Annotated in this window: 29 protein-coding genes and 1 pseudogene; 15 read left to right on the forward strand and 15 right to left on the reverse strand. The window is 65.4% G+C overall.

What is annotated here, in order from left to right; all coding sequences use genetic code 11:
* Positions 1-211: 211 nt before the first annotated feature.
* The 3 genes from ABZ942_RS18890 to ABZ942_RS18900 all read left to right on the forward strand — a co-directional run bounded on the left by ABZ942_RS18890 (position 212) and on the right by ABZ942_RS18900 (position 2,735).
* Complete coding sequence (locus tag ABZ942_RS18890; protein ID WP_357383590.1) at positions 212-676, forward strand: DUF6299 family protein; 465 nt, start codon at positions 212-214, stop codon at positions 674-676.
* Positions 677-1,079: 403 nt separating this feature from the next.
* Entirely contained in the window at positions 1,080-1,994 is a 915-nt protein-coding gene (locus ABZ942_RS18895; RefSeq protein WP_357383592.1) for a 2-dehydropantoate 2-reductase, read from the forward strand.
* 168 nt (positions 1,995-2,162) lie between these two features.
* Positions 2,163-2,735 carry a hypothetical protein gene (locus tag ABZ942_RS18900; RefSeq protein WP_357383594.1) on the forward strand — a complete coding sequence of 191 codons (573 nt, stop codon included), beginning with the start codon at positions 2,163-2,165 and terminating at the stop codon, positions 2,733-2,735.
* Positions 2,736-2,747: 12 nt separating this feature from the next.
* Here the strand turns inward: ABZ942_RS18900 and ABZ942_RS18905 are convergent, their stop codons facing one another.
* Positions 2,748-2,903: a hypothetical protein gene (locus ABZ942_RS18905; RefSeq protein ID WP_357383596.1), complete on the reverse strand. Its 156-nt coding sequence runs from the start codon at positions 2,901-2,903 to the stop codon at positions 2,748-2,750.
* Between the two features lie 186 nt (positions 2,904-3,089).
* On the opposite strand from ABZ942_RS18905, the gene ABZ942_RS18910 reads away from it, so the two are divergent.
* Positions 3,090-4,415: a DoxX family protein gene (locus tag ABZ942_RS18910; RefSeq protein ID WP_357383598.1), complete on the forward strand. Its 1,326-nt coding sequence runs from the start codon at positions 3,090-3,092 to the stop codon at positions 4,413-4,415.
* A 440-nt stretch (positions 4,416-4,855) separates the two neighbouring features.
* Positions 4,856-5,320: a thioesterase family protein gene (locus ABZ942_RS18915; RefSeq protein WP_357383600.1), complete on the forward strand. Its 465-nt coding sequence runs from the start codon at positions 4,856-4,858 to the stop codon at positions 5,318-5,320.
* A 106-nt stretch (positions 5,321-5,426) separates the two neighbouring features.
* On the opposite strand, the gene ABZ942_RS18920 is transcribed toward ABZ942_RS18915, so the two are convergent.
* Positions 5,427-5,888 (reverse strand): GNAT family N-acetyltransferase, encoded by a 462-nt coding sequence (locus tag ABZ942_RS18920; RefSeq protein ID WP_357383602.1) that lies wholly within the window; start codon positions 5,886-5,888, stop codon positions 5,427-5,429.
* 34 nt (positions 5,889-5,922) lie between these two features.
* Positions 5,923-6,321 (reverse strand): PPOX class F420-dependent oxidoreductase, encoded by a 399-nt coding sequence (locus tag ABZ942_RS18925; RefSeq protein WP_357383604.1) that lies wholly within the window; start codon positions 6,319-6,321, stop codon positions 5,923-5,925.
* Positions 6,322-6,761: 440 nt separating this feature from the next.
* Here ABZ942_RS18925 and ABZ942_RS18930 point away from each other — a divergent pair, with 440 nt between their 5' ends.
* Entirely contained in the window at positions 6,762-7,181 is a 420-nt protein-coding gene (locus ABZ942_RS18930) for a Dabb family protein (RefSeq protein WP_357383606.1), read from the forward strand.
* Positions 7,182-7,246: 65 nt separating this feature from the next.
* On the opposite strand, the gene ABZ942_RS18935 is transcribed toward ABZ942_RS18930, so the two are convergent.
* Positions 7,247-8,419, reverse strand: coding sequence for an epoxide hydrolase (locus ABZ942_RS18935; RefSeq protein WP_357383608.1), 1,173 nt, complete (start codon positions 8,417-8,419; stop codon positions 7,247-7,249).
* A 102-nt stretch (positions 8,420-8,521) separates the two neighbouring features.
* Here ABZ942_RS18935 and ABZ942_RS18940 point away from each other — a divergent pair, with 102 nt between their 5' ends.
* Both ABZ942_RS18940 and ABZ942_RS18945 read left to right on the forward strand, forming a co-directional pair.
* Positions 8,522-9,091, forward strand: coding sequence for a CGNR zinc finger domain-containing protein (locus ABZ942_RS18940; RefSeq protein ID WP_357383610.1), 570 nt, complete (start codon positions 8,522-8,524; stop codon positions 9,089-9,091).
* A gap of 181 nt (positions 9,092-9,272) precedes the next feature.
* Positions 9,273-9,554, forward strand: a complete 282-nt coding sequence (locus ABZ942_RS18945) for a hypothetical protein (RefSeq protein WP_357383612.1) — start codon at positions 9,273-9,275, stop codon at positions 9,552-9,554.
* Positions 9,555-9,666: 112 nt separating this feature from the next.
* Here ABZ942_RS18945 and ABZ942_RS18950 read toward each other — a convergent pair whose 3' ends face one another.
* Positions 9,667-10,419 (reverse strand): transporter substrate-binding domain-containing protein, encoded by a 753-nt coding sequence (locus tag ABZ942_RS18950; RefSeq protein WP_357383614.1) that lies wholly within the window; start codon positions 10,417-10,419, stop codon positions 9,667-9,669.
* Between the two features lie 182 nt (positions 10,420-10,601).
* A complete protein-coding gene (locus ABZ942_RS18955; RefSeq protein WP_357383615.1) occupies positions 10,602-11,738 on the reverse strand; it encodes a glycosyltransferase in 1,137 nt (378 codons plus the stop codon).
* 299 nt (positions 11,739-12,037) lie between these two features.
* Between ABZ942_RS18955 and ABZ942_RS18960 the strand changes: the two genes are divergently transcribed.
* Positions 12,038-13,294, forward strand: a complete 1,257-nt coding sequence (locus ABZ942_RS18960; RefSeq protein WP_357383617.1) for an FAD-dependent monooxygenase — start codon at positions 12,038-12,040, stop codon at positions 13,292-13,294.
* 31 nt (positions 13,295-13,325) lie between these two features.
* Here the strand turns inward: ABZ942_RS18960 and ABZ942_RS18965 are convergent, their stop codons facing one another.
* The 4 genes from ABZ942_RS18965 to ABZ942_RS18980 are packed head-to-tail and all read right to left on the reverse strand — an operon-like array spanning position 13,326 to position 15,451.
* Positions 13,326-13,541, reverse strand: a complete 216-nt coding sequence (locus ABZ942_RS18965; RefSeq protein WP_357383619.1) for a hypothetical protein — start codon at positions 13,539-13,541, stop codon at positions 13,326-13,328.
* 36 nt (positions 13,542-13,577) lie between these two features.
* Entirely contained in the window at positions 13,578-14,462 is an 885-nt protein-coding gene (locus tag ABZ942_RS18970; protein ID WP_357383620.1) for an NAD(P)H-binding protein, read from the reverse strand.
* On the reverse strand, positions 14,459-14,872 hold the full coding sequence (locus ABZ942_RS18975) for a hypothetical protein (RefSeq protein ID WP_357383622.1): 414 nt from the start codon (positions 14,870-14,872) through the stop codon (positions 14,459-14,461). Before ABZ942_RS18975 ends, ABZ942_RS18970 begins: the two co-directional genes overlap by 4 nt.
* Positions 14,873-14,926: 54 nt before the next feature.
* Complete coding sequence (locus ABZ942_RS18980; protein ID WP_357383624.1) at positions 14,927-15,451, reverse strand: MarR family transcriptional regulator; 525 nt, start codon at positions 15,449-15,451, stop codon at positions 14,927-14,929.
* A 167-nt stretch (positions 15,452-15,618) separates the two neighbouring features.
* Here ABZ942_RS18980 and ABZ942_RS18985 point away from each other — a divergent pair, with 167 nt between their 5' ends.
* The gene (locus tag ABZ942_RS18985) at positions 15,619-16,026 is read left to right on the forward strand and encodes a hypothetical protein (protein WP_357383626.1); all 408 of its coding nucleotides are present in this window, start codon (positions 15,619-15,621) and stop codon (positions 16,024-16,026) included.
* Here ABZ942_RS18985 and ABZ942_RS18990 read toward each other — a convergent pair.
* Positions 16,012-16,080: pseudogene (locus ABZ942_RS18990) on the reverse strand (rubredoxin); the annotation flags it as partial. The gene ABZ942_RS18985 and the pseudogene ABZ942_RS18990 sit on opposite strands and share 15 nt — an antisense overlap.
* A 300-nt stretch (positions 16,081-16,380) precedes the next feature.
* Positions 16,381-17,343 (reverse strand): WYL domain-containing protein, encoded by a 963-nt coding sequence (locus ABZ942_RS18995; protein ID WP_357384553.1) that lies wholly within the window; start codon positions 17,341-17,343, stop codon positions 16,381-16,383.
* Positions 17,344-17,403: 60 nt separating this feature from the next.
* Between ABZ942_RS18995 and ABZ942_RS19000 the strand changes: the two genes are divergently transcribed.
* The 4 genes from ABZ942_RS19000 (at position 17,404) to ABZ942_RS19015 (ending at position 22,480) form a co-directional block, all read left to right on the forward strand.
* Positions 17,404-18,561: an epoxide hydrolase family protein gene (locus ABZ942_RS19000; RefSeq protein WP_357383628.1), complete on the forward strand. Its 1,158-nt coding sequence runs from the start codon at positions 17,404-17,406 to the stop codon at positions 18,559-18,561.
* An 85-nt stretch (positions 18,562-18,646) separates the two neighbouring features.
* Complete coding sequence (locus tag ABZ942_RS19005) at positions 18,647-20,170, forward strand: FAD-dependent monooxygenase (RefSeq protein WP_357383630.1); 1,524 nt, start codon at positions 18,647-18,649, stop codon at positions 20,168-20,170.
* 35 nt (positions 20,171-20,205) lie between these two features.
* Positions 20,206-20,871: an SGNH/GDSL hydrolase family protein gene (locus tag ABZ942_RS19010; RefSeq protein WP_357383632.1), complete on the forward strand. Its 666-nt coding sequence runs from the start codon at positions 20,206-20,208 to the stop codon at positions 20,869-20,871.
* Between the two features lie 514 nt (positions 20,872-21,385).
* Entirely contained in the window at positions 21,386-22,480 is a 1,095-nt protein-coding gene (locus ABZ942_RS19015; protein ID WP_357383634.1) for a DUF4037 domain-containing protein, read from the forward strand.
* Between the two features lie 53 nt (positions 22,481-22,533).
* Here the strand turns inward: ABZ942_RS19015 and ABZ942_RS19020 are convergent, their stop codons facing one another.
* The gene (locus tag ABZ942_RS19020) at positions 22,534-23,400 is read right to left on the reverse strand and encodes an oxidoreductase (RefSeq protein WP_357383636.1); all 867 of its coding nucleotides are present in this window, start codon (positions 23,398-23,400) and stop codon (positions 22,534-22,536) included.
* A gap of 75 nt (positions 23,401-23,475) precedes the next feature.
* On the opposite strand from ABZ942_RS19020, the gene ABZ942_RS19025 reads away from it, so the two are divergent.
* Positions 23,476-24,102 carry a TetR/AcrR family transcriptional regulator gene (locus ABZ942_RS19025; RefSeq protein ID WP_357383638.1) on the forward strand — a complete coding sequence of 209 codons (627 nt, stop codon included), beginning with the start codon at positions 23,476-23,478 and terminating at the stop codon, positions 24,100-24,102.
* Between the two features lie 102 nt (positions 24,103-24,204).
* Here the strand turns inward: ABZ942_RS19025 and ABZ942_RS19030 are convergent, their stop codons facing one another.
* Both ABZ942_RS19030 and ABZ942_RS19035 read right to left on the reverse strand, forming a co-directional pair.
* On the reverse strand, positions 24,205-24,969 hold the full coding sequence (locus ABZ942_RS19030; protein WP_357383640.1) for an SDR family oxidoreductase: 765 nt from the start codon (positions 24,967-24,969) through the stop codon (positions 24,205-24,207).
* A gap of 2 nt (positions 24,970-24,971) precedes the next feature.
* Positions 24,972-25,607, reverse strand: coding sequence for a class I SAM-dependent methyltransferase (locus ABZ942_RS19035; RefSeq protein WP_357383642.1), 636 nt, complete (start codon positions 25,605-25,607; stop codon positions 24,972-24,974).
* Between the last annotated feature and the right edge of the window lie 255 nt (positions 25,608-25,862).

A 25,862-nucleotide genomic window follows, 5' to 3' on the forward strand; every position in this document is an offset into this window, starting at 1 on the left:
AAACTGGCCGAGTGTTATTGGCAGACACCGCAATCAATCAGTTTGGGCAGGTATTTGCTTGGCGCAGAACATAACTGGGGACCATTTTGCCCCAGTCGTGTTGCTACGGTTGTGGAACGCCCGGGAAATAGGCCGGGGATGACGCACGGCGTGCTGACGACGACCCGATGCGTGGTCTGAATTCCTTTCCGACACAAGAGGAAGTCGTGTTATGGCCGAGTATCTTCGGACCGCCGAACGGCGGGCCATCATGCCCAGGAATCTGATCATGAAACTGGCCGTCGCCGCGGCTGCGGCGTTCGCGGGCTCGGCCATGCTGGTCAGCCCGGCCATGGCGGACCCGTCCCTCAAGCTCACGGTCGACAACAAACAGCACATCAACGCCGACGGCAGCGCGCAGATCACCGGCACCTACACCTGCACCGGCGTCGGTCGGGTCAACAGCGCCAGGTACGCCTTCTTGCAACAGGGCAACATCCAGGGGGACGCGCCCGGTGGGCGGGGGATGGTGACCTGTGACGGCGCCGCGCATCCCTACACCAGCGACGTCGCGGCGCCAGTGACTTTCCCCTACCAGCTCGGCCCCGCCACTGTGAACGTCACCTGGGATTTGTACAGCGCCGACGGCAGCACCGAGGTCAAACTCACCGATGTCCCCGTCACCTTGCAGTTGTGAGGTTCGAGTCTCCGCAGTCGAGGACACCCGAACGCGCGGTTTTCGACCCTGTCTGCCGGGAGCTCAGCAGGACTGTCCGATCACGACACCTGCTGCACGACGATCGGCCGAACTGCAACGTCTGTCGCCGATGTGACCCCTCAGGCTCTGGGAATCATTGATCGGAGTCTGCGCCGGGCCGGGCCATGGACGCGACTTCTGTTGATACAGCAGGGTTTCGGCATCGGTGACCGTCGCCAGGTTACGACCACCCACCGTGGGGAGCCGTAGACAACCCGACAGTTGAATACGCCATCTCACCAGTCCGGAACCTCCGTTCGACGCGCGCCCAACGGTGCTGGTTCAGGCGGACGTTCGTCGCCATTCAGCATGCCTGCCGGTATAGAGCGGCACACAATGAGGGATGGACAGACTCGAGGTCTTGGTCATCGGTGCCGGTGTCATCGGCAGGATCTACGCCTGCCGCCTGGCTCGGTGTGGTCATCAGGTGACCGTGCTCGCGCGTGGAGCAACATCGACTCATATTGCCGCAGAAGGGATTACGCTGCACGAAGGCGCTGAGGTCAGCAACGCTGAAGTGCGGGTGGTCGATGCGGCGAACGGCGAGCGCTACGACCTCATCATGATCGCCGTGCGCTATGAGCAGCGAGCGGGCGCGATCGAATCGGCAGCTCGGGCGGCAGGCGGCCTCGTTGTGCCCCTGTTCAACAATCCGCTCGGCCTCGGTCCGCTGCGCGACCGGTTCGGCGCCGACCGTGTCGTCGGCGTTTTTCCCGGGGTGGGTGGATATCTCGAGGCGGACGGTTCGGTGCGATACCACCGGATCCGGCAGCAGCCGACGACGGTGGCACGTAACCACGGACGTGAACAGGCGGTGGTTCACGCGCTGACCGACGCGGGATTCGCCGTCGCGGTGACCGACGACATGGATGGCTGGCTCGCCACACACGCGGTGTTCGTTGTGGCGGTTTCCGCCGCGCTCGAACGTGCCGGCTACTCCATCGCGCGCCTCACTGGCGACCGTGCCGCTATGACGTCAATGGTGCGGGCCATCCGCAGTGGGTTCGATGCGCTGCGGAATCGGGGCATCACCGTCTCGCCGGCCGGATTGCGGATCATCTTCACCAGGGTGCCGGTCACCGCTGCGGCGTGGTATTGGCGCCGGACATTGCGCGGTCCGCTGGGTTCGGTGGCGATCGTGCCGCATGCTCGAGCGACCCGCAACACCGAGATGGCGGCCTTACGCGCCGATGTCGCGAAGCTGATTCCGCGTGGCGCGGCACCGGAATTCGATCGCCTGGTGGGTCCGCTCGGGTAGGTACGGACTGATGATTGACCGGCCGCACGAAGCAAGGTCGGTGGCCGCGCGTGAGCGGTGTTGCGCCCGTGCCGATTTCGTTGCCGACGCTGGGGATCAGCTTGGCGACACGATCGGCCTGGGCGTGCCCGGTGGCCTCATCGAGCGGTCGTCGACCATGCTTGCTGGATGGAGCGCGTCGAAGTCGAAATGCTGGCCCCGCGAGGCAATGTCACCGTTATCCGGTTGCCTTGGCGTAGGTTTCCCGGAGTTTTCATTCAAGGCGACTCGTTCTCGATTCTCGAGGCAGCCGCCCGTGCGGCGGCCCAGAGGGCACCCGAAGTCCGGGAACTCGCTGGTGACTTGACCAAGATCCTCGCCTTGTACGCCAGGACGCTCGCCGAGCACGGCATGTCCCTGCCCTACGCGACTGCACCCTCCCAGGACAGCACCGAGTTGCTCGCGTCCGGCCGGATCCCTTCGTCGGACCTCCGACTCTTTCTCGAACTCGCCAGCAGCTACATCGGTTACGACTTCGACAACTCGGACTGGACGGCGATCACCTCTGCCTTCCCAGAGACCCCGGCGCTGGACTATCCCTTGATCGGCGCGACTTCGCTGACCGCCCGAGTGCAGTCAGCGGATGGCGGTGCGCACGTCACGGTCGCGATCACCGGAACGCCGAACGATGCGTTGCGAATCCGTCTGGCCACCCTCTTCGACGTGCTCACCCACGAAAGCCGCCGCGATCGGGACCAGTAGTGAGTCCTGCGATCACCGTCTTTCCGGCCCCCGGCCCCCGGCCCCCGGCGCGCCGAGCAGGGCGGTGATCTTGCCCGCCGGAACGGTCAGGTCCACTGCCTCGAGCACCGTTTCAGCCCATCGTCCGGTGTCGATATGGACCGTGAGGCCACGCAGTTCAGCAGTCAAGTCGATACCACCAGCCGTTCGGTTTCATAACATCCTGAATACCGATGATGCCCGGTGCAGCCGACAGCGCATTCGAGTGAGCTGGCCCCGGAGCCCCACAATGCGGCTTGTTAAGCGGACTGACCGGTCCTCGTTAAGCCTCCGCGCCTACGGTCACGACGCAATGTTCACGACAGGGGAGGTCCGGTGCCGCAGGAGAGTGGGGGAGTAGTCGAGGGGCATTGGCATCCGTTGACGCGCATCGGGTTTCGTTTCGGGGTCTGTTATTTCGGTGCGCTCGGCCTGGCGTGTGTGCTCGGGTTGACGCCGATTCTGTTGGCGGGCCTCGGGATCGGGGCGGGCTCGGTACTGCACGTGTTGACCTTCACGCGCCCGCCGATCGAGTGGACGGCGACCCACGTGCTCGGTTTGCATGTGACGAGTACGCAGGTGGGCAGCGACAGCGCGTTCCAGTGGACCGCCCTGTTTCTCCTGATGGTGATGTCCGCCTTGGCGACTGCAGTGTGGTCGGTCCTGGATCGCAGGCAGATGTACACCCGGCTGTTCGCCTGGACCCAGGTGTATCTGCGGTTCATGCTGGCGCTGGCGATGTTCTATTTCGGGATGGCCAAGGCGATTCCGACCCAGATGCCGTTCGTGCTGAATCGATTGGTGGAGCCCTACGGCAATTTCAGCCCGGAGGGCGTGCTCTGGTCGCAGGTCAGCGTGTCGCAGCCGTATGAAATCGCCTTGGGCGCAGCGGAATTGCTGGCTGGTCTGCTGTTGCTCGTGCCGCGGGCGACCGCGGCCGGGGCGCTGTTGTGTGCGGTAGATATGACGCAGGTGTTCCTGCTTAACATGACCTACGATATCCGCCTGAAAACGGTCTCGTCCCAGTTCCTGCTGCTGAGTCTGTTTCTGCTCGCGCCCTACGCGCGCCGGTTGCTGGCGGTGCTGTTCGGCGGCCATACTCCGCCTGCGCACCAGCCTGTGTCGCTGTTCGGTTCCGCGCGGGCCAACCGGATCGCGCTCGTGGCACAGCTGGTGGTCGGCCTGTTCCTGCTCGGCGTGCTCGGCGCGCAGAACTGGCGGCAATGGTCGAAGGAAACCCCCAACCTGTACGGCATCTATCGGGTGGACGGCTTCTCCTCCGAAGGCTATCCCCGCGACCCCTTGCTCACCGACGAATTGCGTTGGCGCCGAGTCATTATCGACCGCCCCTTCCACGTCTCCGACCCGATGGTGCTCACCATCCAGCACATGGACGACTCCTTCGAGGTGTACGGCGGCGCCATCGATCCGAAGCGCCACTTCATCGACCTGCACCACCGAATCGCCTTGGGCACCTACGAGGAAACCCCGGTCCGAGTACGTCTCACCTACTGGTGGCCAAGCCCCGGCCGCATGGTCATCGACGCCGACGACTATGCCGATCACCGCATCCATACCTCGTTCACCCAACTCGACCCGAAGTCCTTCCCACTGCTCGAACGCGGTTTCAGCTGGGTCCAGGAACAGCCGTACAACCGTTGACCCCGTGCTCGACATGCCGCCTCCCGACACGCCGCGCGGTTACTGGTCAGTTGATCACGAGGAACTGAGGTCGGTATCGCGCGAGAGGCCGACGGCACCAGTTCCTCGTGATCGCTTGTCCAGCTGCGCATCTCGCACCGGACGCCGAATTGTGCACATGTGCTCCGGTGTTCGATCGGGTTGGCGACCACGTCGAGCGGGTTAGCCCAATTGCTAGTGACTGGACACTGCTGTCGGACGCGCGTCTGTTGGTCCGACCGTGCGCCTGCCGAAGATCATCCAAGGATGATGCGGCTTAGCTCGGCCGCGATGTGCTGATGACCAAAAGGGTTCCGCAAGAGCAAGGTTCGGGCATCATCGTGATGGCGGCAGTTGCACCAAGCGACCGCTTGGTTGTATTTTGGCGAGGTAACTGCTGACAGTGTGGGGAAGGTGGCGGTTTGCGAACCCTCGAATGTGACGTCGATGCGACGTGGATCGATATCAACGACCATATGAACGCGCAGTACTACGGGATCGTGGTCTACCGCGCCCATGCCGCGTTCACCGACGCCCTCGGTCTCGGCGATGAGTACGTCCGTACAACGGGGTTCGGGAAGGTCGTGGTGCAGACCGCCATGACCTACGAGCGAGAGGTACTGCACGGGTCGCGGTTGGCCGTCGATTCCTGGTTGCTGGGCGTGGATGCCAAGCGGCTGCACTTCTTTCACGAAGTGCACAATCTCGGCGACGGGGCTCGGGTCGCCGTCTCCGAACAGTTGGACCTGCATGTCGACCTCGGGACGAGAAGAACCGCTCCACTACCCGCCGACGTCCGCGACCGGCTCACGCAATTCGCCGCCGAACAGCAGGCGACAGGCCATCCCGACGGTGTGGGGCGCACGATCAGATTCCCGCGGAGCTGACCCGAGAAACGCACTCGCGCCGGACGGACGGCGGCCAACCACTGATCGGTTTGCCGCCAAGGGGTTCCGATCAGGCGGAAGGCGGGTGGCAGCCGGTCGGTCCGATCTAGTTGTCGGCCAGGCTCAGCTTGAAACCCACGTGACTGGCCTCGAATCCGAGCTTGCCGTAGAAACGATGCGCTTCCGCCCGGCTACCGTGCGAGGTCAATTGCACCAGGGTGCAACCGCGTTCGCGGGCCCGCCGCACGCACTCCTCGATCAGCTGCGATCCCAGACCGTGGCCGCGCAGTGGTCGGTCCACCCGCACCGACTCGATCTGTGCCCGTACCGCTCCCTTGTGGGCCAGTCCGGGCAACATGGTCAGCTGCGCTGTTCCGATCACGGCGCCGCGGCGTTCGGCGACCAGTAACTCCTGTCGCGGATCGCTCTCGATCTCGGCAAATGCCGCGCGGTACACGCTCAGATCGTCTGCGGACTCGCGGGCGCTGCCGAGTGTGTCATCGGCGAGCATCGTCACCAGCGCTGGAAGGTCATCGATCGTCGCGGACCGGAAGATGATCTCGTCCATACCCCAATTCCATCACGAGCCGCGGCCCCATCGGCTACTCGGTGCCGCGGCTGGCGAAGTCGAAAGATCCGCCGTCGATGCCCCAGGAGATGATCTGTTCGGGGTGAATGCGGATGACCGCGCGTTCCTGGGGTGGGAACGGTGGCTCCTCGTCCGTGAGCGCGTCGGCCGTGCCGCGTACCTCGATGCCGCGAATCACGTAGGGCTCCAACGAAACCTGTTGGTCGATGACGAAGGACACCCGGCTGCCCGCCTCGACATTGCGGAACTTTCGACTGGCTCGCATCCGCATGCCGCCGATGTCGATCGTGCCGTCGGCGTTCACCCGATAGCTGGTCGGGTTGTTCTGTACGACGCCGTCGGGCGACACCGTGGCCAGTCGGCCGATCCCGGCCTCCGCGAGAAACTGCTGTTCGTTGCTGGTGAAGGTCATTTCCGTTACTCCTTGATGCGTTCCGTCTTCTAGCAGTGCTAGCAACTAGAGCAACGGTAACAGCTCATGGCTAGCTTGTCTAGCATTGCTAGGTTTTGGATCGCCACCGCGGGATCCCGCTCGGATCAGCAAGCTGCTTCACCTACCTAGTCGCTGGCTCGGCTGCGTATCTAGGTAGGAATCACCGACGCGAATGCCGGTGCGCGGATGGAAATCTCGATGTCAGCAAGCGAGCACGGCTTGCCGGACACGAGGAAGAACGCCATGAGCGCAGCATCTGACGAGGCGGTGGCACGAGAGCTGGCCACGCCGGGATCGCCATGACGCTAGGTGCGGTGATCGCGCTGCCTCTACTCCGTAATGCCAAGTAACACCACCGAATTCATCACCAACCACCGAGTCCGCAAACCTGCGGCTCACCTGAATGAAGGATGAAAGACATGATCTACCACGGCAACCGTTTCACCCTCCGCGCTGACGCCACCCCCGAGGCGATCGAAGCAGCCCTCGAGAGCCTGCGTAACCAGGGCCGGGTGATCCCGTCGGTGAAGTCGTTCGTGGTCGGCCCCGACTTCGGTGGCGAATACCAGTGGGGCGCGGTGTTCGTCATCGAGGACCTGGCAGGCTACTGGGAGTACCTGATCCACCCGGCCCACCGCAACACCGACCGCGTCGGTCTGCCCCTGGTCGACAAGTTCGCCTCCTTCGACATCACCGACGACGAGGATCCGGCGATGGCGGAGAAGATCGCCGAACTGCACCAGCGCCGCTACGACAGCGACCCGGAACTGACCCAGCTGGTCTCCGACCTCGGCGAATACAGCGGCAGCGCCGCACCCGGACGCCACGGCGAGAAGTAACCACCCGATCCAACCGCAACCCCCTGTCCGACAGGGGGTTGCGCGTTATCCACACCCAGCCGCGTTCACCGAACCGCGGCCAGCACTGCCGCGAGACCTTCTTGCAGATCCTTGACGAAATACTCGGGAACCTCCAGCGACGGGAAATGTCCCCCGTTTTCGGGCGAGTTCCATCGGACGATCTGTCGGTACCGCTCCTGTGCCCAGGGGCGCGGATACTTCTCGATGTCACGGGGATACATGGTGATTGCCGACGGGACGTCGACCCGAAGTTCGGGGTCGAGCGAGTTATGGCTTTCGTAGTAGATGCGAGCCGCCGATGCGCCGGTCCGTGTCAGCCAATACAGGGTGACGTCGTCGAGAATGCGGTCTCTGGAAATGGTTTCGAACGGGCTGTCTTCGGTGTCTGTCCACTCGGCGAACTTGTCGAGGATCCAGGCGAGCAGCCCGACCGGTGAGTCGACGAGGGAGTAGCCGATGGTCTGGGGTCGGGTCGCCTGCTGTTTTGCGTACGCCGCGCGTTGGTGCCAGAAAAGGCGGGTTTCCTCGGTCCATGTGCGCTCGGACGCCGTCAGCCCGTCGGTTGTCAGCCCGGGCGGCGCCTCCGCGAACGTCGTGTGGATGCCGAGCACGTGCGCCGGGAACCGGCCGCCGAGAACCGTGGTGATATTGCCGCCCCAGTCGCCGCCGTGGGCCAGGAACTTGCGGTAGCCGAGCCTTTCCATCAGTTCCACCCATGCGGCCGCGATCTTTTCGGTTCCCCATCCGGGTTTGGTCGGCTTATCGCTGTAACCAAATCCTGGGAGTGACGGGACCACGACGTGGAACGCCGGCGCACCCGCATCTTTCGGATCTGCCAGTTCGTCTACTACATCGATGAATTCAGCAATGCTGCCTGGCCAGCCGTGCGTCAAGATCAGCGCAGTGGCGTCTGCGCGTGCGGATCGACGGTGCAGGAAGTGGATTCCCAGATCGTCAATTGTCGTGCGGAACTGGCCGATTCGGTTGAGGCGCGCTTCGAACGCCCGCCAGTTGTACTCGGTGCGCCAGTAGTTCACGACATCGACGAGGTCGGCGAGCGGAACGCCCTGGTCCCATCGGCGCGGGTCGGGCGCGGCGCGATAGACCGTCTCGGCTTCCGGCAGTCGCGCAGCGGCCAGTCGTGCGCGCAGCTCGTCGAGGTCGGCGTCGGTTGCGTGGGTTTCGAATGCTTGTACGTCGCTGGTTGCACGGTTCATGAGACCTCCTGGCCATCGGGGACCGGCTACGACCTTCTGTGAACCGGCTAAGACGGTTCTAACATGTCTCGGTGCCGGGGTGCAACCAGCTAAGGTGGTTCCATGAATGCCGGATTCCCTGACTTTCGCCTCGGTACCGTGCTGGCGACCAGCTTCACGGCGACTCTGACGGAGCGTCAGGGCGACTCGGTGGAACGCATCCCCACGCCGCAGCGACTCATCGACTGGCTGTCGGTGAACGGCCTCGCCGTGGACTCCTGCACCACCGCCCAGCTCGAACTTGCTCGAAAACTGCGGGAATCAATTCACGCCGCCGCGACAGCGGCAGCGATCCACGACGCTCTCCCTGCGTCTGCCGTCCAAGTCATCAATGACTGCAGCATTCAGGGCCGGGCGTCGGCCATTCTGACGCCGGAGCGCAATCGGCAGTGGCGACTCGGCTCGGCTTCCCGCGTAGAAGATGCCCTAGGCGTAATCGCTGCCGACGCAATCAGCATCATCGCGGGCGAACGAGACGGAAAATTGGCCTTGTGCGCATCGCCGACCTGTCGAGCTGCTTTCTTCGACACCAGCCAAAGTCGCACCCGCAAATGGTGTGAGATGAACACGTGCGGGAATCGGCAGAAGAAGGCACGCTTCAACGCCAACAAGAACACCAGATCAGCGGAGTGAACGCGGTCTGTGGATTAATCCTGTTGTCCGCCATCGTATTCGACGGACGCGGCGTGACGCAGTGTTATATCCGGGTGACACAGTCCTTACCCTCGGCTGCCTAATCTCGACGGTGGCCCGGCCGAACGGTCTGGCCTGGACAACGGCGACGATCCGTCGTCGTTCTGGATCGGGAGTTTCGATGAGCTTGTTCACCGTTCGCCGCGGCATCGCTGTCGTGGGCATCGCCGGTGCGGCCGCGGCCGTCGCGTTGACAGTTCCCGCGTTGGTTACCGGTCAGGCGGTAGCCCCCATTTCGAGCGTTGCGCCCGCCGGACATCCGGGGACCGTGCTGGCGGACGGTCCCGGCGATCCGGATATGGGTCAGCAGGGTCCGGGCAACCCCAGCGCCGGGCAAGGCGGCGGGCCGAGCAACCCCGGTGCCGGGGGTGGCGCGGGCGATCCCACCATGGGCCAGGGTTAGCATCCGTCCGGCAGCGTGCCGAGTGCGGCAGGAGGGCACCCGAACAGCCCGCCTGCCGCATTCGGCGCATTCCTGATCGCCTGTCCGGCAACAGATCTGGCCGACTGGATCGTTACTTGCTGACGTCGCTGCCGAAGTACTTCTCGGAAATCTTCGCCAGCGTCCCGTCGGTGCTGAGGGTCGCCAGCGCCTTGTCGACGTCGGTCATCAGCGCATCACCCTTGCGGGCCGCGAACGCCTGCAGGCTGGCGGTGCCGGTCTTGCCCGCGATCCGCACGCTGGTATCGCCGGTCTTCTTGGTGTATTCGGCGACGGCGAGATTGTCGTTGACGGTGGCGTCGACACGGCCGATCTTCAACAGCTGAATAGCCTGCACAAACCCTTCTACCGCTTCGATTTTCGCGCCCGCGTTCGTGGCGACCTTGGCCCAGGTGGTCGTCGCGGACTCGGCGCAGGTCTTGCCGTTGAGGTCGGCGAGTGAGGTGATCGCGTTGTTGTCGGTTCGGGTGACAATCACTCCCTCGGAGAAGGTATATGGCTGTGACAGTGCGTACTTCGACTTGCGCTCGTCATTGACCGTCACCTGGTTGGCGATGAGGTCGAAGCGCTTGGACTCGAGCCCGGCGAAGATCGCATCCCACGGAATCTGCACGAATTCGACCTTCTTGCCGAGCTTTTCGGCGATCGCCTGCACTACCTCGATGTCGTAGCCGGTGAGCTTGCCATCGGAGCCCTGGTAGCTGAAGGGCGCGTACACGCCCTCGGTGCCGATCTTCAACACGTTCGGATCGGCACTGCCGCAGGCACTGAGCCCGGTGGCGGCGAGGACGGTGAGCATGACGGCGGCGAACAGCTTGCGACGCACGGGATTCCCTCTCTTCGGTGGGTGGACAGCAGATACGTCCACGCACCACACAAACCCGACTCAGGAAACTCCGAGACGATCTGATCGACGGTATCCCCATCGCGGTGCGCCGAGTGCTTCTATGCGGAATTAGGCCGATAAAGAATTCGACGTGCAGCTGAATCCCCGCCGAGCATGCCCCGTTACCGTGTTATCTCTGCGATCACCGTGCTGGGCTGCGGACGACCCGCGATCTCGTCGGCGATGCCGCGGGCCCGGCGGTGGTATGCACTGTTCGCGAGCACTTCCGCGACTGCCGGAGCGATCTCGGCTGCCGAGTCGACCGTGACGGAAGCCCCTGATGCCGCAGCGCGCGCGGCGTTGATGGGCTGGTCGGCGCCTTGCGGCCAGAGCACCATGGGCAGGCCGTGCGCCAAGGCGCCGAGAATGGTGCCGACGCCGCCTGCACCGACCACTAGATCGGCCTTTTCGAGCAACTGGCCCAACGGGACGAAGGGCACGTACTGTACGTGCGCCGAGTCGGTTCGGGCCGTTAGTTCCTGGCTTGCGCTGGAGTGCCGGAGCGACGAGCCGAGTGTGGCGATCACGTGGGTCCCGGTCTCAGTTACCGCCGCCACGGCGGCGGAAAGAGTGTCCGGGTCGGAGAAGATGGTGCCGAAAGTGACCAGCACCGTGGGCTTTTTGTGCCCGTCGAGGTCGGACAAGTCGAGCGCGACATCCTTCGACCGGCGGTGGGCCTTGGGCTGGACCATACGCACGGGGGAGTCGGGTGACCAGCCCGGATCCTGCAGTTGCGGCGGACACGGGTCGAGATAGCTCGACGCCGCGATCGGGCGAAGACGCAGCCGGTCATACCGGACCGAGGCCGCGCGGTCGATCTCGTCGGTGATCACCCTCGGCAGCGCCGGGCCGATGCCCGCCCGGTGCCATTCGATGCCCAGCCGAGCGGCGACGATCGGACCCACCGCGTCGAACGGCTCGGCGACAACCAGGTCCGCGTGCCAGTCCGAAGCACGGTCGATGCTTTCCTCGATCGCGAGATCGACTCGGGCGCCACCGAATATCTCGCCGATGACCGCAGGCGTCGGATGGAACACGTCGCCGCCGGTGCGGCGGGCCGCCTCCTCGGAGAACTCCCCCGGCAGCACACCGGCGTCGAGGAACTCGACCTCCGCAGGCAGTTCGCCGGCGATCGTGGCCCGGAACCCGGCACTCGACAGCAGCCCGACGGTGTGGCCGGCGTCGACCGCCGCCTGCATGAGCGGAACCAAGGGCAGGATGTGACCGAAGGCGGGGGTCGCGCTGAACAGCAGTTTCATGGAGCATCCGTTCGTCTGTCGACGTCGCGTCGACGCTTCTTCGTGAAAACGAGGTGGTACGTCAGGCGGCCGCCTCGCTCAGAGTCCTTGGCCGCCAGTCGGTCTCGCGAACTTCTGATCGTGATCATGACATCGAGTGTTCGACTGGCCGGGGTGCGGGTGTTGCAGGAGAGTGGACACGATTTCGGTTATACCGATGAATTCGGTGTGCATCCGTAGTCGATATGGCTGGATACACCGATAGCGGTGGGCCTGTGCCGGGACTGTTCCGGTGCGGGAGGAAACATATGGAGGCAGTGATGAGCGTCGACAACTCCGCACAGGAGGACATGATCCGGGTGAACGGTCCCAGGGTGTTGGTGGCGGGGGCGAGCATCGCGGGACCCGCGCTGGCGCACTGGCTGCGTCGGTGGGGCGCCGAGGTGACCGTGGTGGAGCGGGCTCCCGAGTTGCGTCCCGGTGGACAGGCGGTGGATGCGCGTGGCGTGGCCAAGGACGCCATTCGGCTGATGGGGTTGGACGCGGCGGTACGCGCGGCCTGCACCGACACCGCCGGCGCGCACACCGTGGACGCGGACGGGAACGTGCTGGAGACGTTCCGTGCCGATGACAACGGCGGTGACGGGTATATCGCGGAGATCGAGATCCTGCGCGGGGACCTGTCCCAGGTGCTCTACGACGACACCCGCGACGGTGTCGAGTACATCTTCGGCGACCGCATCGCCGAGCTCACTCAGGACGCGGACGGGGTCGACGTTGTCTTCGCGGGCGGTGACCGGCGGCGCTTCGACCTGGTGGTCGGGGCGGACGGACTGCACTCGGCGCTGCGCGCGATGGTCTTCGGGCCGCACGAGCAGTTCGTTCGCCACCTCGGGCTGGTGCTGGCTTTCTACAGCGTGCCCAACGAATTCGAACTGGATCGCTGGCTGCTCGACTACCAGGAGTCCGGGCGCTCGGCCAGTCTGCGGCCCATCCGGGACGCCACCCGGGCGATGGCCATGTTCTCCTTCCCCTCGGCCGACTTCGACGTCGACTACCGCGACATCGAGGCCCAGAAGCGGCTGCTGCGCGAGCACATCGCCGACCTGGGCTGGCTGACCCCGGACATCCTCGCGCATCTGGACGACACCCCGGACTTCTACCTCGACCAGGTCGCCCAGGTGGTGATGGACCGCTGGTCGAGCGGACGGGTGGTGCTGCTCGGTGACGCGGCGTTCAGCGCCTCGCCGATGTCGGGGGCGGGCACCGGGCTGGCCCTGGTCGGCGCCTACCTGCTGGCCGGAGAACTGGCCGCCGCCGGGTGGGATCCGGAAGCCGGATTCGCCAGTTATGAGCGACAGATGCGCCCGTTCGTCGAGGCCAACCAGGAGATCGGCCGATTGCACACACGCAGTCGCGACGGCTCCGAGTCCGAGCCGGACATCGATTTCGCCGGCGAATGGTTCACCGAACTGCTCGAGCGCGCGATCAACGGCGTCGAGTTGCCCGACTACGCAGGGGCACTGGACTCCGCGACCCCGGCCGGACCGCCCATCGCCGCGTCGGCCAAACCGTAAGCGTCACATAGCGTGTCGAGCGGGACGACCGTCAGTCTTCCTTCGTGACAATCCGGTAACGCAGATGTGTGACGTCGCCGACCGCCGGCGACGCCTGCGCCGCACCCGCGCCGTGCACCAGCACGGCGCGATCTCCCGCTGCTTCGCGGGCCTGGTCGGCACACGCGTCGACGTCGGTGTAGAACTTCGCGCTGCCCGGCGGCTCGTCGGCCGGGTCGACGGTGTGGGTGAGCACGTGGATCGGCACGCCGTCGGGTGGTCGGTGTGCTTCTCGCGGCTATCCCTATATTTCTGGGGGCTCAGTTGGGGGATGGCGGAAGGTGTCGAGGTTTTCGGCCAGGAAGGACTCCAGGGTGCGTGGAGGTCGGCCGAGAATGTTGGTGACGGTGTCGGTGGGGTGTTCTGGTTGGGCGATGGCCAGTTGTTGGATTTCGGTGAGGTGATCGGCCAGCCAGGGTGGTAGGCCGGATCGTTCGGTGAGGTGTTGGCGGAAGTCGGTGGGGGATAAGTCGATGTAGTGGATCGGGGTGTCGAGTATGGCGGTCAGCAGGGCTGTCAGTTGGGGGTAGCTGTAGGTGTGGGAACCGGTGAGAAGATATGTGCCACCGGCGATCTCGGCCCTGGTGAGGGCTGCTGCGGCGACGTCGGCGATGTCGCGGCAGTCGATGTAGTTGCAGGGTGCGTCGCCCATGGTTCCGGTGATGGTGCCCTGGGTTGCCACCTGGGGGCCGAGGAGGAGCAGTTTTTGCATGAATGCGTAGGGGCGCAGGATGGTTCGGGTCAGGCCGGTGGCGCGTAGGGCCTCCTCGATGGCGTAGTGCCAGCGTGCGACGGTCACCGGGGAGTTGGCGGCGACTGCCGGTGCCGAGAGTTTGACGACGTGTTCGATACCGCATGCTGCGGCGATTTCGATTGTGCGCGTTTCGAGTTCGACCTGGGCGGGGCTGTTGGTCATGGTCAGGAAGAGTTGCGTCGCGCCTTGGCAGGCGGTTCGCAGCGAGGTCGGGTCTGCCGCGTCGGCGTACTGGATTTCGACCGTAGGCGGATATCCCATGGCCCGCAGGCGATCTGGATTCCGGCTCAGTGCGCGGCAGGGCACTCCGAGGTCGAGCAGGCGGGTCAGGAGCGCGTTGCCGGTCACGCCGGTGGCTCCCATGACGACGATCATGTGCCGACCTTTCGTTGGATCGCGGACCAGCGCCAGGTGATGATCGTGGCGGCCAGTGCGGCGGCGATCGGGAAGTCGATGCGAATGCGATCGGGGAATGAGTTTGTGGTGGTGAGGAGTTGGGCTGTCGATGCGGCGAGCGTGGCCGCGCCGAGTCCGAAGGCTGCCGCGAGAGCGACGGGCCACGCGCGTCGTAGTCGAGTGCATCGAATTCCGCTGTACCGCAGCCACATTCCCAGGAGTAGGGCTACCAGCGCGGACGTCCCGGCGATCGACGTCACCGCGGCGCGGAGTAGTTCCGCCTGCCCGGTAATCAATCCGCCCGCGCCGGCGCACACCGCTGGGGCCAGGTAGGCGAACAGCACCTCTTGCCACAGGATGAATCGCGGAGGTGCGATAGCTGTATCCATTTGATTAGGTCCCTAACTATATGGGTATGCAAAACGTCGAACAGTAGTCGGCGGTCAGTCCGCGGTGAGTGCGCCCATGCCGTGGCCGATGCGCTCGAGCAGGTCGAGGAAGACCGTGCGTTCAGTGCGGGTCAAGCCGCCGACCATGGACTGCAGGCGCCCGAAATGTTCGGCGGCCATATCGCGCAACAGCTGCGCGCCGCGGGCGGTGAGCACCACCACCACGGCGCGACCGTCCTCGGCCGAAGCGCGCCGGCACACCAGACCCTGCTGCTCCAAGCCGTCGATCAGCCCGGTAACCGTTGCGCGCGTTACTCCGAGGCTCGACGCCAACTGTGAAGGCGACTTCTCGCCGTCCGCGTCCTCGAGGTCGGCCAGCAGTCGATACCGTCCGGTGGACAGCCCGAATCGCGCGAAGTGTGTCTCGGTTGCCTGCCCGAGCCGTGCCCCCGTGGCCAGCAGTCGCACCGCGACGAGCACCGCCTGCGGATCGATCTCGGATTCCAGCCCGTAGCGCCGCAGCTGCGTCCGCGCCTGCCCCAGGGTGGGCGTTTCCGGAGCGTCCGGGTCCGTCGTCATGAAACTAATATGGCACCTAATTACCTAGGCGTCAAAGTTGCCTCCGTCACAGGCGAAGGCCCCGAGGAGGTCGACCGCTGGGCACACAGGATTACGCACGGTGAGACCGTTGATCGGCAGCTCGGCCACGGCGATACTTGTCGGTGGCCGATGGCATCCTGTGCGCCATGACAGTCTGGGACCTCCTCGCCATCGACAACGCACTGCGCGTGAGTTGGGCCGCCGATACCTGTTCCCCGGATGACCTTGCCAGGTCCGGCTGGCAACCGGACAATCCCGCATGGGGACATTGCGACATCACAGCCTTGATCGTCAACGACATCTTCGGCGGCGATCTGCTGGTCGGCGAGGTGCGCTCAGCGGGCGAGCAACACGGTTTCCACTGGTGGAATCGCCTACCCACCGGCCTCGAATTGGATCTGACCCGCAGCCAGTTCCGCAACGGTCAGGTCATCACCAATCCCCGGGCCGTCCAGCGTCCGCGTGGCCCATCCCCGCGCCGATGGGATGAGTATCTTCTGTTGCGCCAGCGCGTAATCGGCCATCTCGGTCACCTGCCGTCACTCGACAGCTGACCAGTCGCTCGGGACATCCTGCCACCGCGTGCCGGGCGCGATGCCGTCATCCGGCTACCCGGCGCGCTCGGTGCCATTGAATGTGGATTCGGCGAGAGAATTGGGCTCAAGCCAGGTCGATCTCTTGCAAATAGCGGTACCACGGGTCGGTGGACCACCAAGGCTCGCTCCAGGTTTCGTGGGGGCCGTGGATGAGCGAGTATCGAGGGCCCACCGCTACCGTGTTGATGAACTCCGCGACGCTGTCGCATCGGAGAACGAAGCCGTTGTCCACACCGAAGCCCTCCGTCTCGTTGGTGCTGACGCTAGATCCCAACACTGACAACTGAATTCGCGCGCCTCGCAACTGCCGACCTACCCCATACGAGTCGCGCGGGTAAACCGGCCGGCGAGGGCCTGGAGGTGGGTCACGAGTTCTGGTGGGGATTCGACCTCGAATTCGACGTCCAGCATGCCGACCGCCAGCGCGACCAATGCGTAGGAGTCCGAACCCATTTCGAGGCGGCAGGTGTGTTCGTCGATGGGCGTGACGATGCCTTCGACGCGGCCGATGAGATCCTCGGCCGGGACGTGGACGCGCATGACGGAACGGTACGGCCACAGCGCGAAGCCCATGGTGTGGCGCAGGTAGGCGACGACGTCGCCGCCGGGGGAGGGGCGGTGGGTGAAGCGTCGGCCGTTGGGCGTACGCAACGACATCCGGTCGACCCGGAAGGTGCGCCAGTCGGCGCGGTCGGTGTCCCAGCCGACGAGGTACCACCGGTGGCCCCAGTGCGCGATGCGGTGCGGTTCGACGCTGCGCCGGGTTTCGTCGCCGGCATGGTTGAGGTAGTCGAAACGCAGCGTCTCGGCGGCGCGGATGGCGGCGGAAATGGTGGTGAGCGTGCCGGCGTCGACCGCGGGGCCGGAACCATACCGGGGTGGCATCGCCACCACCGCGCTGTGCAAGGCGTCGACTCGGTGGCGCAGCCGCGTCGGCAGCACCTGCTCTACTTTGTTCAGTGCGCGTAGCGAGGCTTCCTCGATTCCGGTGACGCTGCCGGTCGCGTTGGCTTGCAGGCCGAGCGTGACGGCCACCGTCTCGTCGTCATCGAGAAGTAGCGGAGGTAGCGACGCGCCCGGGCCGAGCCGGTACCCGCCGACGGGCCCCAGTACGGCGTGGACCGGATACCCCAACTCCCGCAACCGATCCACGTCACGGCGGACGGTGCGGGTCGTGACGTCGAGTCGTTCGGCCAATTCGGTTCCGGTCCAGTCTTGATGCATCTGCAGCAATGACAGCAGCCGCAGCAGGCGGGCGGAGGTGGTTTCCGGCATGAACAAATATTCTCGCATGAGTAGGACCGTTCCTGTCCTATACAGGGAGATGCTTAGGTGATGACCACAACAGCGATCACGCCCTTCCACATCGACATTCCGCAGGCCGCCCTCGATGAGCTGAACGACCGACTCGACCGCACCCGTTGGCCCGACGCGTTGCCCGAGGTCGGCTGGTCCTACGGGGTCGACCAGGACTACCTGGCCGACCTGGTCGAATACTGGCGCACCGGATACGACTGGCGGGAGCATGAGGCGCGGTTGAACAAGATCCCGCAGTTCACCACCGAAATCGACGGGCAGACAGTGCATTTCCTGCATGTCCGCTCACCCGAGCCGGACGCGACCCCGCTGATCCTCACCCATGGCTGGCCCAGCACACCGGCCGACTTCCTCGAAATCCTCGGGCCGTTGACCGATCCGCGCGCCCACGGCGGAGACCCGGCCGACGCGTTTCATGTGGTAGCCCCGTCGGTGCCGGGATTCGGGTTCTCCGGCCCGACGCGCGCCACCGGCTGGGACGTGGCGCGGATCGCGCGAGCCTGGGCGGAACTGATGGCACGGCTCGGCTACCAGCGCTACGGCGCGCAGGGCGGCGATTTCGGCAGCCTCATCTCGCCTGCGCTCGGGCGGGTCGCGCCGGAAAACGTCATCGGCGTCCAAGTGAACGCACTCGCCGACGCGGCGACGGCGGCCGGCTCGGGACAGGAGCTCGCGGGATTGTCGGAGGCGGATCGAGCCAAGGCGATCGCCAACCAGATGTGGTGGTTCGGGCACAACGGCTACGCGACCCAAATGTCCTTGCGCCCACAGACCATCGCCTACGCCCTCAACGATTCCCCGACCGGCCAACTGGCCTGGAACCTCGAGTGGTTCGTCGACTGGGACCCGACCGCCACCGATCAATCGCCCATCGACCGCGACACCATCCTGACAAACGTCACGACCTACTGGCTGACCGGCACCGCCGGTTCGGCCGCCCGCCTGTACCGCGAGTCCGGATCGTCGTGGGGCAGCAAGCCCGCACCCTCAGGCGTACCGACCGCCGTCGCGAACTTCCAAGGCGACCGCGCCGTCCGCGGTCTCGCGGACCTGGCCCACTCCATCGTCCGCTGGACGGAGTACCCGGTAGGCGGACACTTCGCCTCCCTGCAAGCCCCCACCGAACTCGTCACCGACATCCGCGAGTTCTTCCACTCCATCGGCAAAGCGGGCTGATCGAACCGGCCTGCACTTGCACGGGAATTCGCCTGCGCAAGCAGCGTGCCAGGGTGGTGCAAGAGCCCTCGAAAAACATTGAGTCATGGACGAATTCGATGTTGTGATCGTGGGGGCCGGACCCGTTGGGCTTTTCCTCGCTTGCGAGCTCGGTCTGGCGGGTTGCGCCGTGCTGGTGCTCGAGCGGGAGTCGGAGCCGCATTCGCCGTGGCGGGTGGACCCGCTGGGGATGCGGGGCCTGTCAGCTAGTTCGGTGGAGGCGTTCTATCGCCGCAGGATGCTGCCGCCGTTGCTGACGGCGTCGGGTGTCGACGATTCCGGGGTGGCGGCGGACTCGGATGAGCTGTCGTTGCCACGTAGTGCGGGGCACTTTGCCGGCCTGGTGCTCGATCCGGCCAGGGTCGACCTCGCCGCGCTGCCGTTCCGATTGCCTAGTCCCGCATCGGAATTCATGATGACGAGCCTCGAAGCGGTCGAGACAGTGCTGTCGGAGCGGGCGGCCGAGCTCGGTGTTGCCATCAGGCGCGGGGTCGCGGTCTCCGCTGTCACGCAGGACGACGAGAGCGTGATCGTCGAGGCGGGCGAGCAGGAATTCGCCGCCCGCTGGGTCGTCGGTTGCGATGGCGGTCGCAGTGCGGTGCGTCGACTCGCGGACTTCGAATTCGTCGGCACCGAACCACAATTCACCGGCTACACCATGCTCGCGACCGTCGATGATCCGGAGCAGCTGCGCCCCGGGATCAACCTGACGTCGACGGGCATGTACATCCAGATGAGCAGGCCAGGGCACATCGGGATGAACGACTTCGACGGCGGCGCGTTCGATCGGACGCGGCAGCCGACCCGCGAGCGTCTCCAGGCGGTGCTGCGCCACGTGTCGGGCACCGATGTGACACTGAGCGATGTCCAGTTCGCCTCGACCTTCACCGATCGAGCGATGCAGACGACGACCTACCGGCAGGGCCGCGTCCTGCTCGCGGGCGACGCAGCGCACATCCACTCACCGCTCGGCGGGCAGGGGCTGAACCTCGGCATCGGCGACGCCATGAATCTGGGATGGAAGCTCGCGGCGACCGTGCGGGGGAACGCACCGGACGGGCTGCTCGACACCTACACCCGCGAGCGTCATCCGGTCGGTGCCCAGGTCCTCGACTGGTCCCGCGCTCAGGTGGCGATCATGCGGCCGGACCCGCATTCCCGCGCGGTCCAAGGCGTGATCCGCGACCTGCTCGGGACCCGTGACGGAACGACCTACGGGTTCGAGCGGCTCTCGGGCTCATGGATCCGCTACGACCTCGGCAGCGAGCACCCGCTGGTCGGCCGTAGTGTCCCGGACTTCCGTTTCGGGGACGGCGCTCGGCTCGGCGACTTGATGCAGGACGGACGAGGTGTCGTTCTCGACTTCAGCGGCGATCGGGGCCTGCGCGATTCAGCGATGTTGTGGGAGAACCGGATTCGTTACTCGGCCGGGGTGGCGAAGGACGATCTCGGATTGGGCGCCGTGTTGGTCCGACCCGACGGCACCGTCGCCTGGGTAGGTGATCGCGATCCTGACCGCGAGGCGTTCGAGCGGGTCGCGGGCCATTGGTTCGGCCGTCCTGCAATGTGAATCATTCTTTCTCCCAATAACTTTCAGGAGTGCACATGACGATCACCCTCCGCCCTGGAACTACCGTGATATTCACCGGCGATTCGATCACCGACCCCGACCGGCTCGAGAGCGAGAACGGCGGCAGGTTCGGTTACCCCCTGCGCATCGCGGACGAGTGGGGACGTCGGCATCCGGAGCGAGCCGTGACCTGGCTGAACTCCGGGATCGCCGGCAGCAAGGTGATGGACCTCGAATCGCGTTGGCAGGCAGATGTACTCGACGCGCGACCGGATGTGGTGTCGATCCTCGTCGGCATCAACGACGTCGGCTGGCACACGCTCGACCCGGACAACGGCTACGTGATCCCCGCACGGGACTATGCGGCAGGCTATGACCGCCTGCTCGCACCTTTGGCCGAGGACGGCACCGAACTGATCCTCATCGAGCCGTTCCTCCTGCCCATTCGTGGCGTCATCGAGAAGCATGGTGTGCGCATCGACGAGGAGGTCCGAAAGGGCTGGCGCGCCGACCTGGACCTGAAGATCCAGGTCGTACACCAGCTCGCCGACAAATACGGCGCACACCTGCTCACGGCCGACGACATGTTCGCCAAGCTCGCCGTGACAACCGGCCCGGAGCACTGGTCCGCCGACGGCGTGCACCCGACCCCGGCCGGTCACGCCGCCCTCGCAGACGCCTGGCTCCACCTGGTGGCCTGACCGTGAAAGCCCGCTGTGAAAACCTCTAGCAACAAGAGGGTTTCGTTGTGCGAAAACCAAATGTTCGACCGTTGTCCGCCGTCGAGTCGCGTGTTCACGGAAGGCATGAAAACATCTCTGCCAGTTGATCATCGGAATGCGGAAAGCACTGCCACCGCATCGTAGCAAAGCTAAGGAATTCGGAGCGTAGATGCTGTTTTGGGCAACTATCGGAGGCGCTGTGCTCGTTGTGCTGCTGTTGCTCGGGGCGGCGGCGCGAGCCATGGATCCGCGCGGCCGGAAAGAGCGGCGGGGCACCATGAATGGAGCTGACGCGCGTGGGCCGGTACCGCAGCGGGAGTGGCCCCATGTCGCTCGTCCGGATTCCCGCCGCTAGGCAAGTCCGCAATATTTCGCCGAGGCCGTATTGCCATGGCGTGCAAGAAGAGTAGCGGGCCGGCCAAGACTCCGGCCGTCCGCACCGAAACCCGGAACCCCCAACCTGGCCAGAGCCGATTCGTCGGATAATGCTCGGATGGAGATCGGCTTTGTGCCCGGGGTGGAGCTTTCGGGGCGGTTCTACGGGGAAGTCGTCGCGCCGCTGATCAATCGGTACTTCGGTGCGTTGCCGCATACGGCGGCCCGGATCGGGGCGGGGTCGGAGGTGCTCGGGTTCGATACGGAGCGCTCGATGGATCACGAGTGGGGACCGCGTCTGCAGATCTTCTTGCGGGAGCGGGATATCGAGGTGAAGGCGCAGGACATCAGCGCGATGCTCGCCGAGCGCCTGCCCAAGACCTTCCTGGGTTACCCGACCCACTTCGCGGGCGAGGGACGGATTCGGCAGATGCAGGTCACCGACGGGCCGGTGTTCCATCGGATCGAAATAGCCGCCCTTGGAACATGGTTCGCTACGCACCTCGGTTTCGATCCGCGCGATCAGGTCACTACGTTCGACTGGCTCGCCACTCCTACCCAGACCCTGGCGGAGGTGACCGCGGGCGCGGTGTTCCATGACGGGCTTGCCGAACTGGAGCCGGCACGATCGTGCCTGGCTTGGTATCCGCCGCAGGTGTGGCGCTACGTGCTGGCCTGTCAGTGGGAGCGCATCAGTCAGGAGGAAGCCTTCGTCGGGCGATGCGGCGAAGTGGGCGATGAGCTCGGCTCGGCGATTGTCGCGGCCCGCCAGGTCCGGGATCTGATTCGCTTGTGCCTGTTGATGAATCGCCGCTATCCGCCGTACAGCAAATGGCTGGGTAGCGCCTTCGCGCAACTACCGGCAGCGGCGGCGCTGAACCCGGTACTGAGCGCGGCGCTCGCGGCAAGTGACTGGCGAGAGCGCGAGGAACACCTGTCCCGCGCCTACGAAACCGTTGCGGCCCAGCATAATCAGCTGGGACTCACCGAACCGCTCGACCCGGGCACGCGATGGTACTACGACCGACCGTTTCGGGTGCTGGATGCCGGACGCTTCGCGGTCGCACTGCGGGAGGGCATCACCGACCCCGATCTGCGCGCCACGGCGCAGATCGGGGCCATCGACCAATACGTAGATAGCGCAGAGGTTCTCGAACACCGTGACCGCTCGCGCGCCGCCGCCCACGCAGCCCTGGATCCCCGCCAGAGCTGACCTTCGACGTGCACGCGTCCGGAACTTCGTCAGGATTGCGGCCGCCTACCGGGTCAGCCCGGCAGTTGCGCCCCGTCGGCGAAGTCCGTGGTGCGCGAGAGATCGGCCCACTTCTCGATCTCGGCATCCACGGCCGCTCGACCGGCTTGCACCAGCCGCAGCGCATCCGAGCCGAGCACCAGGTGCGCCGGTGGATCCGCGGCCTCGATCACCGAAAGTATCGCGGCCGCAGCTTTTTCCGGATCGCCGAGCTGATTGCCGTCGGCGGCCTGGCGGCGTGCGCGCACCGGATCCATCAACTCGTCGTAGTCCGGGATCGAGCGTTCGGTGCGGACCATCGATCGTCCCGCCCAATCGGTACGGAACGAGCCGGGCGCGACGGCGGTGACGTGGATGCCGAATCCGGCGACCTCCTTGCCGAGCGTCTCGAGGATGCCCTCCAAGGCGTACTTGCTGCCGTGGTAGTACGCCAGGCCGGGCACGGTCATCAGCCCGCCCATGGAGGTGATGCCCAGAATGTGGCCCGAGCGCCGGGCCCGCAGGTGCGGTAACACCGCCTGAATGGTGGCGACCGCGCCGAAGACGTTGACCGCGAACTGGTTTCGCAGTTCGTCCATCGGCGATTCCTCGAATACCCCTTCGTGGCCGTATCCGGCGTTGGCGATGACGACGTCGATCGGGCCGACCGTGGATTCGATGTCGTGCACCGTGTCCAGGACCGCCTCGTCGTCGGTGACGTCGAGAAGGCGCGCGATGGCGCGGCTGGGATGCAGCGCCCGGAATTGCGCCGCGTCGGCCTCGCGCCGGACCGTGCCGACCACGACGTGGCCGTCCTGGATGGCTTTGCGCGCGATCGCCTGTCCGAAGCCGGAGCTCACGCCGGTGATGAGGAAGATCTTGCCGGTGGTTCGATCAGTCATGCCGAAAAAACTACACCCTGTCACGTAAAATTGACATAGTGTCGAAAATAATCACCCTGGAGTAGAATCAGGCTCGTGCCCGAGACCGGAACTACCCGCGGCCGTCGCCGCGCCACGCCCACCAAGGGGGACCAGCGCGAGCGAGACATCCTCGACGCCGCCGAAAAGCAGCTGGACACCATCGGATTCGACGGGATGACGATCGAGACGATCACCAAGGCGGTGGGCATCACCCGTGGTGGGTTCTACTTCTACTTCGCCTCCAAGAACGCGGTGCTGGCCGCCCTGGTCGAACGAACCGTGGCCGTGCTGCGCGCGGAAATCGAAGCCGCCGACGGCTCTGGTGAACCGGCGCATGCCCTGCGCCGCAGCATCGATCAGACCCGCGACATGTGGCGCGACCACGGCAACGTCATGCGCGCCGCCGTCGAGCTCACGCCCACGGTCGCGGCTGTCGGCGAGAGCTGGCATTCCGCCGTCACCGCCATTCGCGACATCACCCGAGCCATCGCCGAACGCGCCGGTCTGCCCGATGACGACGGCCCGACCGGCGCGCATGCCGTGACGACCGCACTCGTGTGGATGACCGAGCGCGCGTTCTATCAGGCGTCGAAGACCGGCATCTCACTCGACGACACTGCGGTGACGCTCACCCATCTGTGGCTCAACGCGCTGGGCTTGGCGCCGGGGCGCTCCACGTAGCGACGTCGCCGTACGGCCACCGGGTACTGCGTGACCGGGATGCACTGGGGCCCAAAGCATCCAGCGTTGATGATCGGATCGCGCATGGGCGACAACGTGCTCCTACAGTCCGACGCCGCCGGTGACGTCGAGCTTGGTGCCGGTGATCCAACGAGCGTCGTCCGAGGCCAGGAAGGCGATCGCGTCGGCGATATCCGGGACCTGGCCGATCCGGCCGAGCGCGGTCAGGCCGATGTTGCGCTCGACGTTCGCCGGATCGGCCAGCACCGCGGCGGTCATGTCGGTTTGCGTAAAGCCGACCGCGACGGAATTGACGGTAATGCCGCGCGGGCCAAGGTATTTGGCCAGGGTGTGGCTGAAGACGTCGAGCGCGCCCTTGGTGAGTGGGTAGGCGATGCCGTGGGCCGAGGCGATGCGGGTGGAGACCGACGAGATGTTGATGATCCGGCCACCGTCACTCAGCAGGGGCAGCAGCCGCTGGGTGAGAAAGAACGGCGCCTTGACGTTGACGGCGATCAGCCGGTCGAACTCCTCAGGAGTGAGTAGCTCGATCGGGCGACCCATGATGTTGACGCCCGCATTGTGCACCAGAATGTCGATCGCGGATTTCCGGTGTGCGCGCAGCCCGGTTTCGAGTCCGGCCATGAGCGTGTCCACGTCGTCGGGGACGCCCAATTGGGCGGGCACGAGGAACGCCTGACCGCCGGCCTCGACGATGGCCTCGGCAGTCTCCTTGGCCGCCGTTTCGTTGCTGCCGTAGTGGATCGCGACCAATGCGCCGTCGCGGGCAAGGCGTTCGGCGATGCCGCGCCCGATACCACGGCTGCCACCGGTGACCAGTGCGACTTTTCCGCTGAGATCACCCATGTCTAAGCCACTTTCACGCAGAGTTCGGTGCCGCCGTGCAGCGGCAATGTCACCGCCAGGAAGCCGTTGGCGGGATCGCGGACGTACGCGAGGAAATCCGGTTCGGCGTTGTCGTTCATGACATAGGCGCCGATGCGCAGTTGCGGGGCGATGATCTCGATGACCTCGCGGGCCAGCGACGGTTCGGCGCCGAGCCAGCCGTCGATCAGTGCGAAGTCGACTCGACCGCCGAGGTCGCGCAGTGTCGTGCGCGCGTCGCCCTCGCGGATCTCGGCGTAGTCGGCGAGTCCGGCCTCGGCGAGGTTGGCCCGGGCCACGGTGACTTTGGTCGGCACGATCTCCGAGCCGATCACCGTGCCACCGCCGTTGTCGCGCACGGCGGCCGCCGCGTAGAGCGTCGACATGCCGACGGAGGTCGCGAACTCGACCGTCCGGGTGGCGCGAATGCCACGGCATAGCAGGTAGATCAGGTCGCCCTGCTCCTGGGCGATCGAGTAGCCGTACTTGCTGTAGTCGTGTGGATCGCGCGCGCGACCGGCGAGCGGGTCATCGGGCCGATACTGCTGCGCCGCAGCGAGCCTGGCGATGACGGCGTTGACTGCGGGATCGCGGAGCGGGCGGTGCGTGTCGGTGATCATCGTGTCCCCTAATCCTTTGCGGCCCAATGCGAATCGGGCGTCATCCACACGTAGCTTGGTTGTAAGGCAAGCCTAATGTGGCGGATGTGCGGCAGGCGGCCACCTGAGGCCCCGAAACGGCCAACCTTGCGCGCGGCCGGCGCGGGTGGACGGCGATCACGGGTCGGGAGCTTCCGCCTCATTGTCGACGAGACCGGAATAGCCTTCGCCCACAGCTGCATTCGCGTCCGAATCTGAGTGGCGCGGAACTGTCTC

The sequence above is a fragment of the Nocardia sp. NPDC046473 genome (assembly GCF_040645995.1).
Lineage (GTDB): Bacteria > Actinomycetota > Actinomycetes > Mycobacteriales > Mycobacteriaceae > Nocardia.

Coding starts and splice junctions, on each gene's coding strand:
- ABZ942_RS18890 (WP_357383590.1), top strand. CDS start 212: ATGGCCGAGTATCTTCGGACCGCCGAACGGCGGGCCATCATGCCCAGG.
- ABZ942_RS18895 (WP_357383592.1), top strand. CDS start 1,080: ATGGACAGACTCGAGGTCTTGGTCATCGGTGCCGGTGTCATCGGCAGG.
- ABZ942_RS18900 (WP_357383594.1), top strand. CDS start 2,163: ATGGAGCGCGTCGAAGTCGAAATGCTGGCCCCGCGAGGCAATGTCACC.
- ABZ942_RS18920 (WP_357383602.1), bottom strand. CDS start 5,888: ATGGACGAGATCATCTTCCGGTCCGCGACGATCGATGACCTTCCAGCG.
- ABZ942_RS18925 (WP_357383604.1), bottom strand. CDS start 6,321: ATGACCTTCACCAGCAACGAACAGCAGTTTCTCGCGGAGGCCGGGATC.
- ABZ942_RS18930 (WP_357383606.1), top strand. CDS start 6,762: ATGATCTACCACGGCAACCGTTTCACCCTCCGCGCTGACGCCACCCCC.
- ABZ942_RS18935 (WP_357383608.1), bottom strand. CDS start 8,419: ATGAACCGTGCAACCAGCGACGTACAAGCATTCGAAACCCACGCAACC.
- ABZ942_RS18940 (WP_357383610.1), top strand. CDS start 8,522: ATGAATGCCGGATTCCCTGACTTTCGCCTCGGTACCGTGCTGGCGACC.
- ABZ942_RS18945 (WP_357383612.1), top strand. CDS start 9,273: ATGAGCTTGTTCACCGTTCGCCGCGGCATCGCTGTCGTGGGCATCGCC.
- ABZ942_RS18955 (WP_357383615.1), bottom strand. CDS start 11,738: ATGAAACTGCTGTTCAGCGCGACCCCCGCCTTCGGTCACATCCTGCCC.
- ABZ942_RS18960 (WP_357383617.1), top strand. CDS start 12,038: ATGAGCGTCGACAACTCCGCACAGGAGGACATGATCCGGGTGAACGGT.
- ABZ942_RS18970 (WP_357383620.1), bottom strand. CDS start 14,462: ATGATCGTCGTCATGGGAGCCACCGGCGTGACCGGCAACGCGCTCCTG.
- ABZ942_RS18975 (WP_357383622.1), bottom strand. CDS start 14,872: ATGGATACAGCTATCGCACCTCCGCGATTCATCCTGTGGCAAGAGGTG.
- ABZ942_RS18980 (WP_357383624.1), bottom strand. CDS start 15,451: ATGACGACGGACCCGGACGCTCCGGAAACGCCCACCCTGGGGCAGGCG.
- ABZ942_RS18985 (WP_357383626.1), top strand. CDS start 15,619: ATGACAGTCTGGGACCTCCTCGCCATCGACAACGCACTGCGCGTGAGT.
- ABZ942_RS18995 (WP_357384553.1), bottom strand. CDS start 17,343: ATGCCGGAAACCACCTCCGCCCGCCTGCTGCGGCTGCTGTCATTGCTG.
- ABZ942_RS19000 (WP_357383628.1), top strand. CDS start 17,404: ATGACCACAACAGCGATCACGCCCTTCCACATCGACATTCCGCAGGCC.
- ABZ942_RS19005 (WP_357383630.1), top strand. CDS start 18,647: ATGGACGAATTCGATGTTGTGATCGTGGGGGCCGGACCCGTTGGGCTT.
- ABZ942_RS19010 (WP_357383632.1), top strand. CDS start 20,206: ATGACGATCACCCTCCGCCCTGGAACTACCGTGATATTCACCGGCGAT.
- ABZ942_RS19015 (WP_357383634.1), top strand. CDS start 21,386: ATGGAGATCGGCTTTGTGCCCGGGGTGGAGCTTTCGGGGCGGTTCTAC.
- ABZ942_RS19020 (WP_357383636.1), bottom strand. CDS start 23,400: ATGACTGATCGAACCACCGGCAAGATCTTCCTCATCACCGGCGTGAGC.
- ABZ942_RS19030 (WP_357383640.1), bottom strand. CDS start 24,969: ATGGGTGATCTCAGCGGAAAAGTCGCACTGGTCACCGGTGGCAGCCGT.
- ABZ942_RS19035 (WP_357383642.1), bottom strand. CDS start 25,607: ATGATCACCGACACGCACCGCCCGCTCCGCGATCCCGCAGTCAACGCC.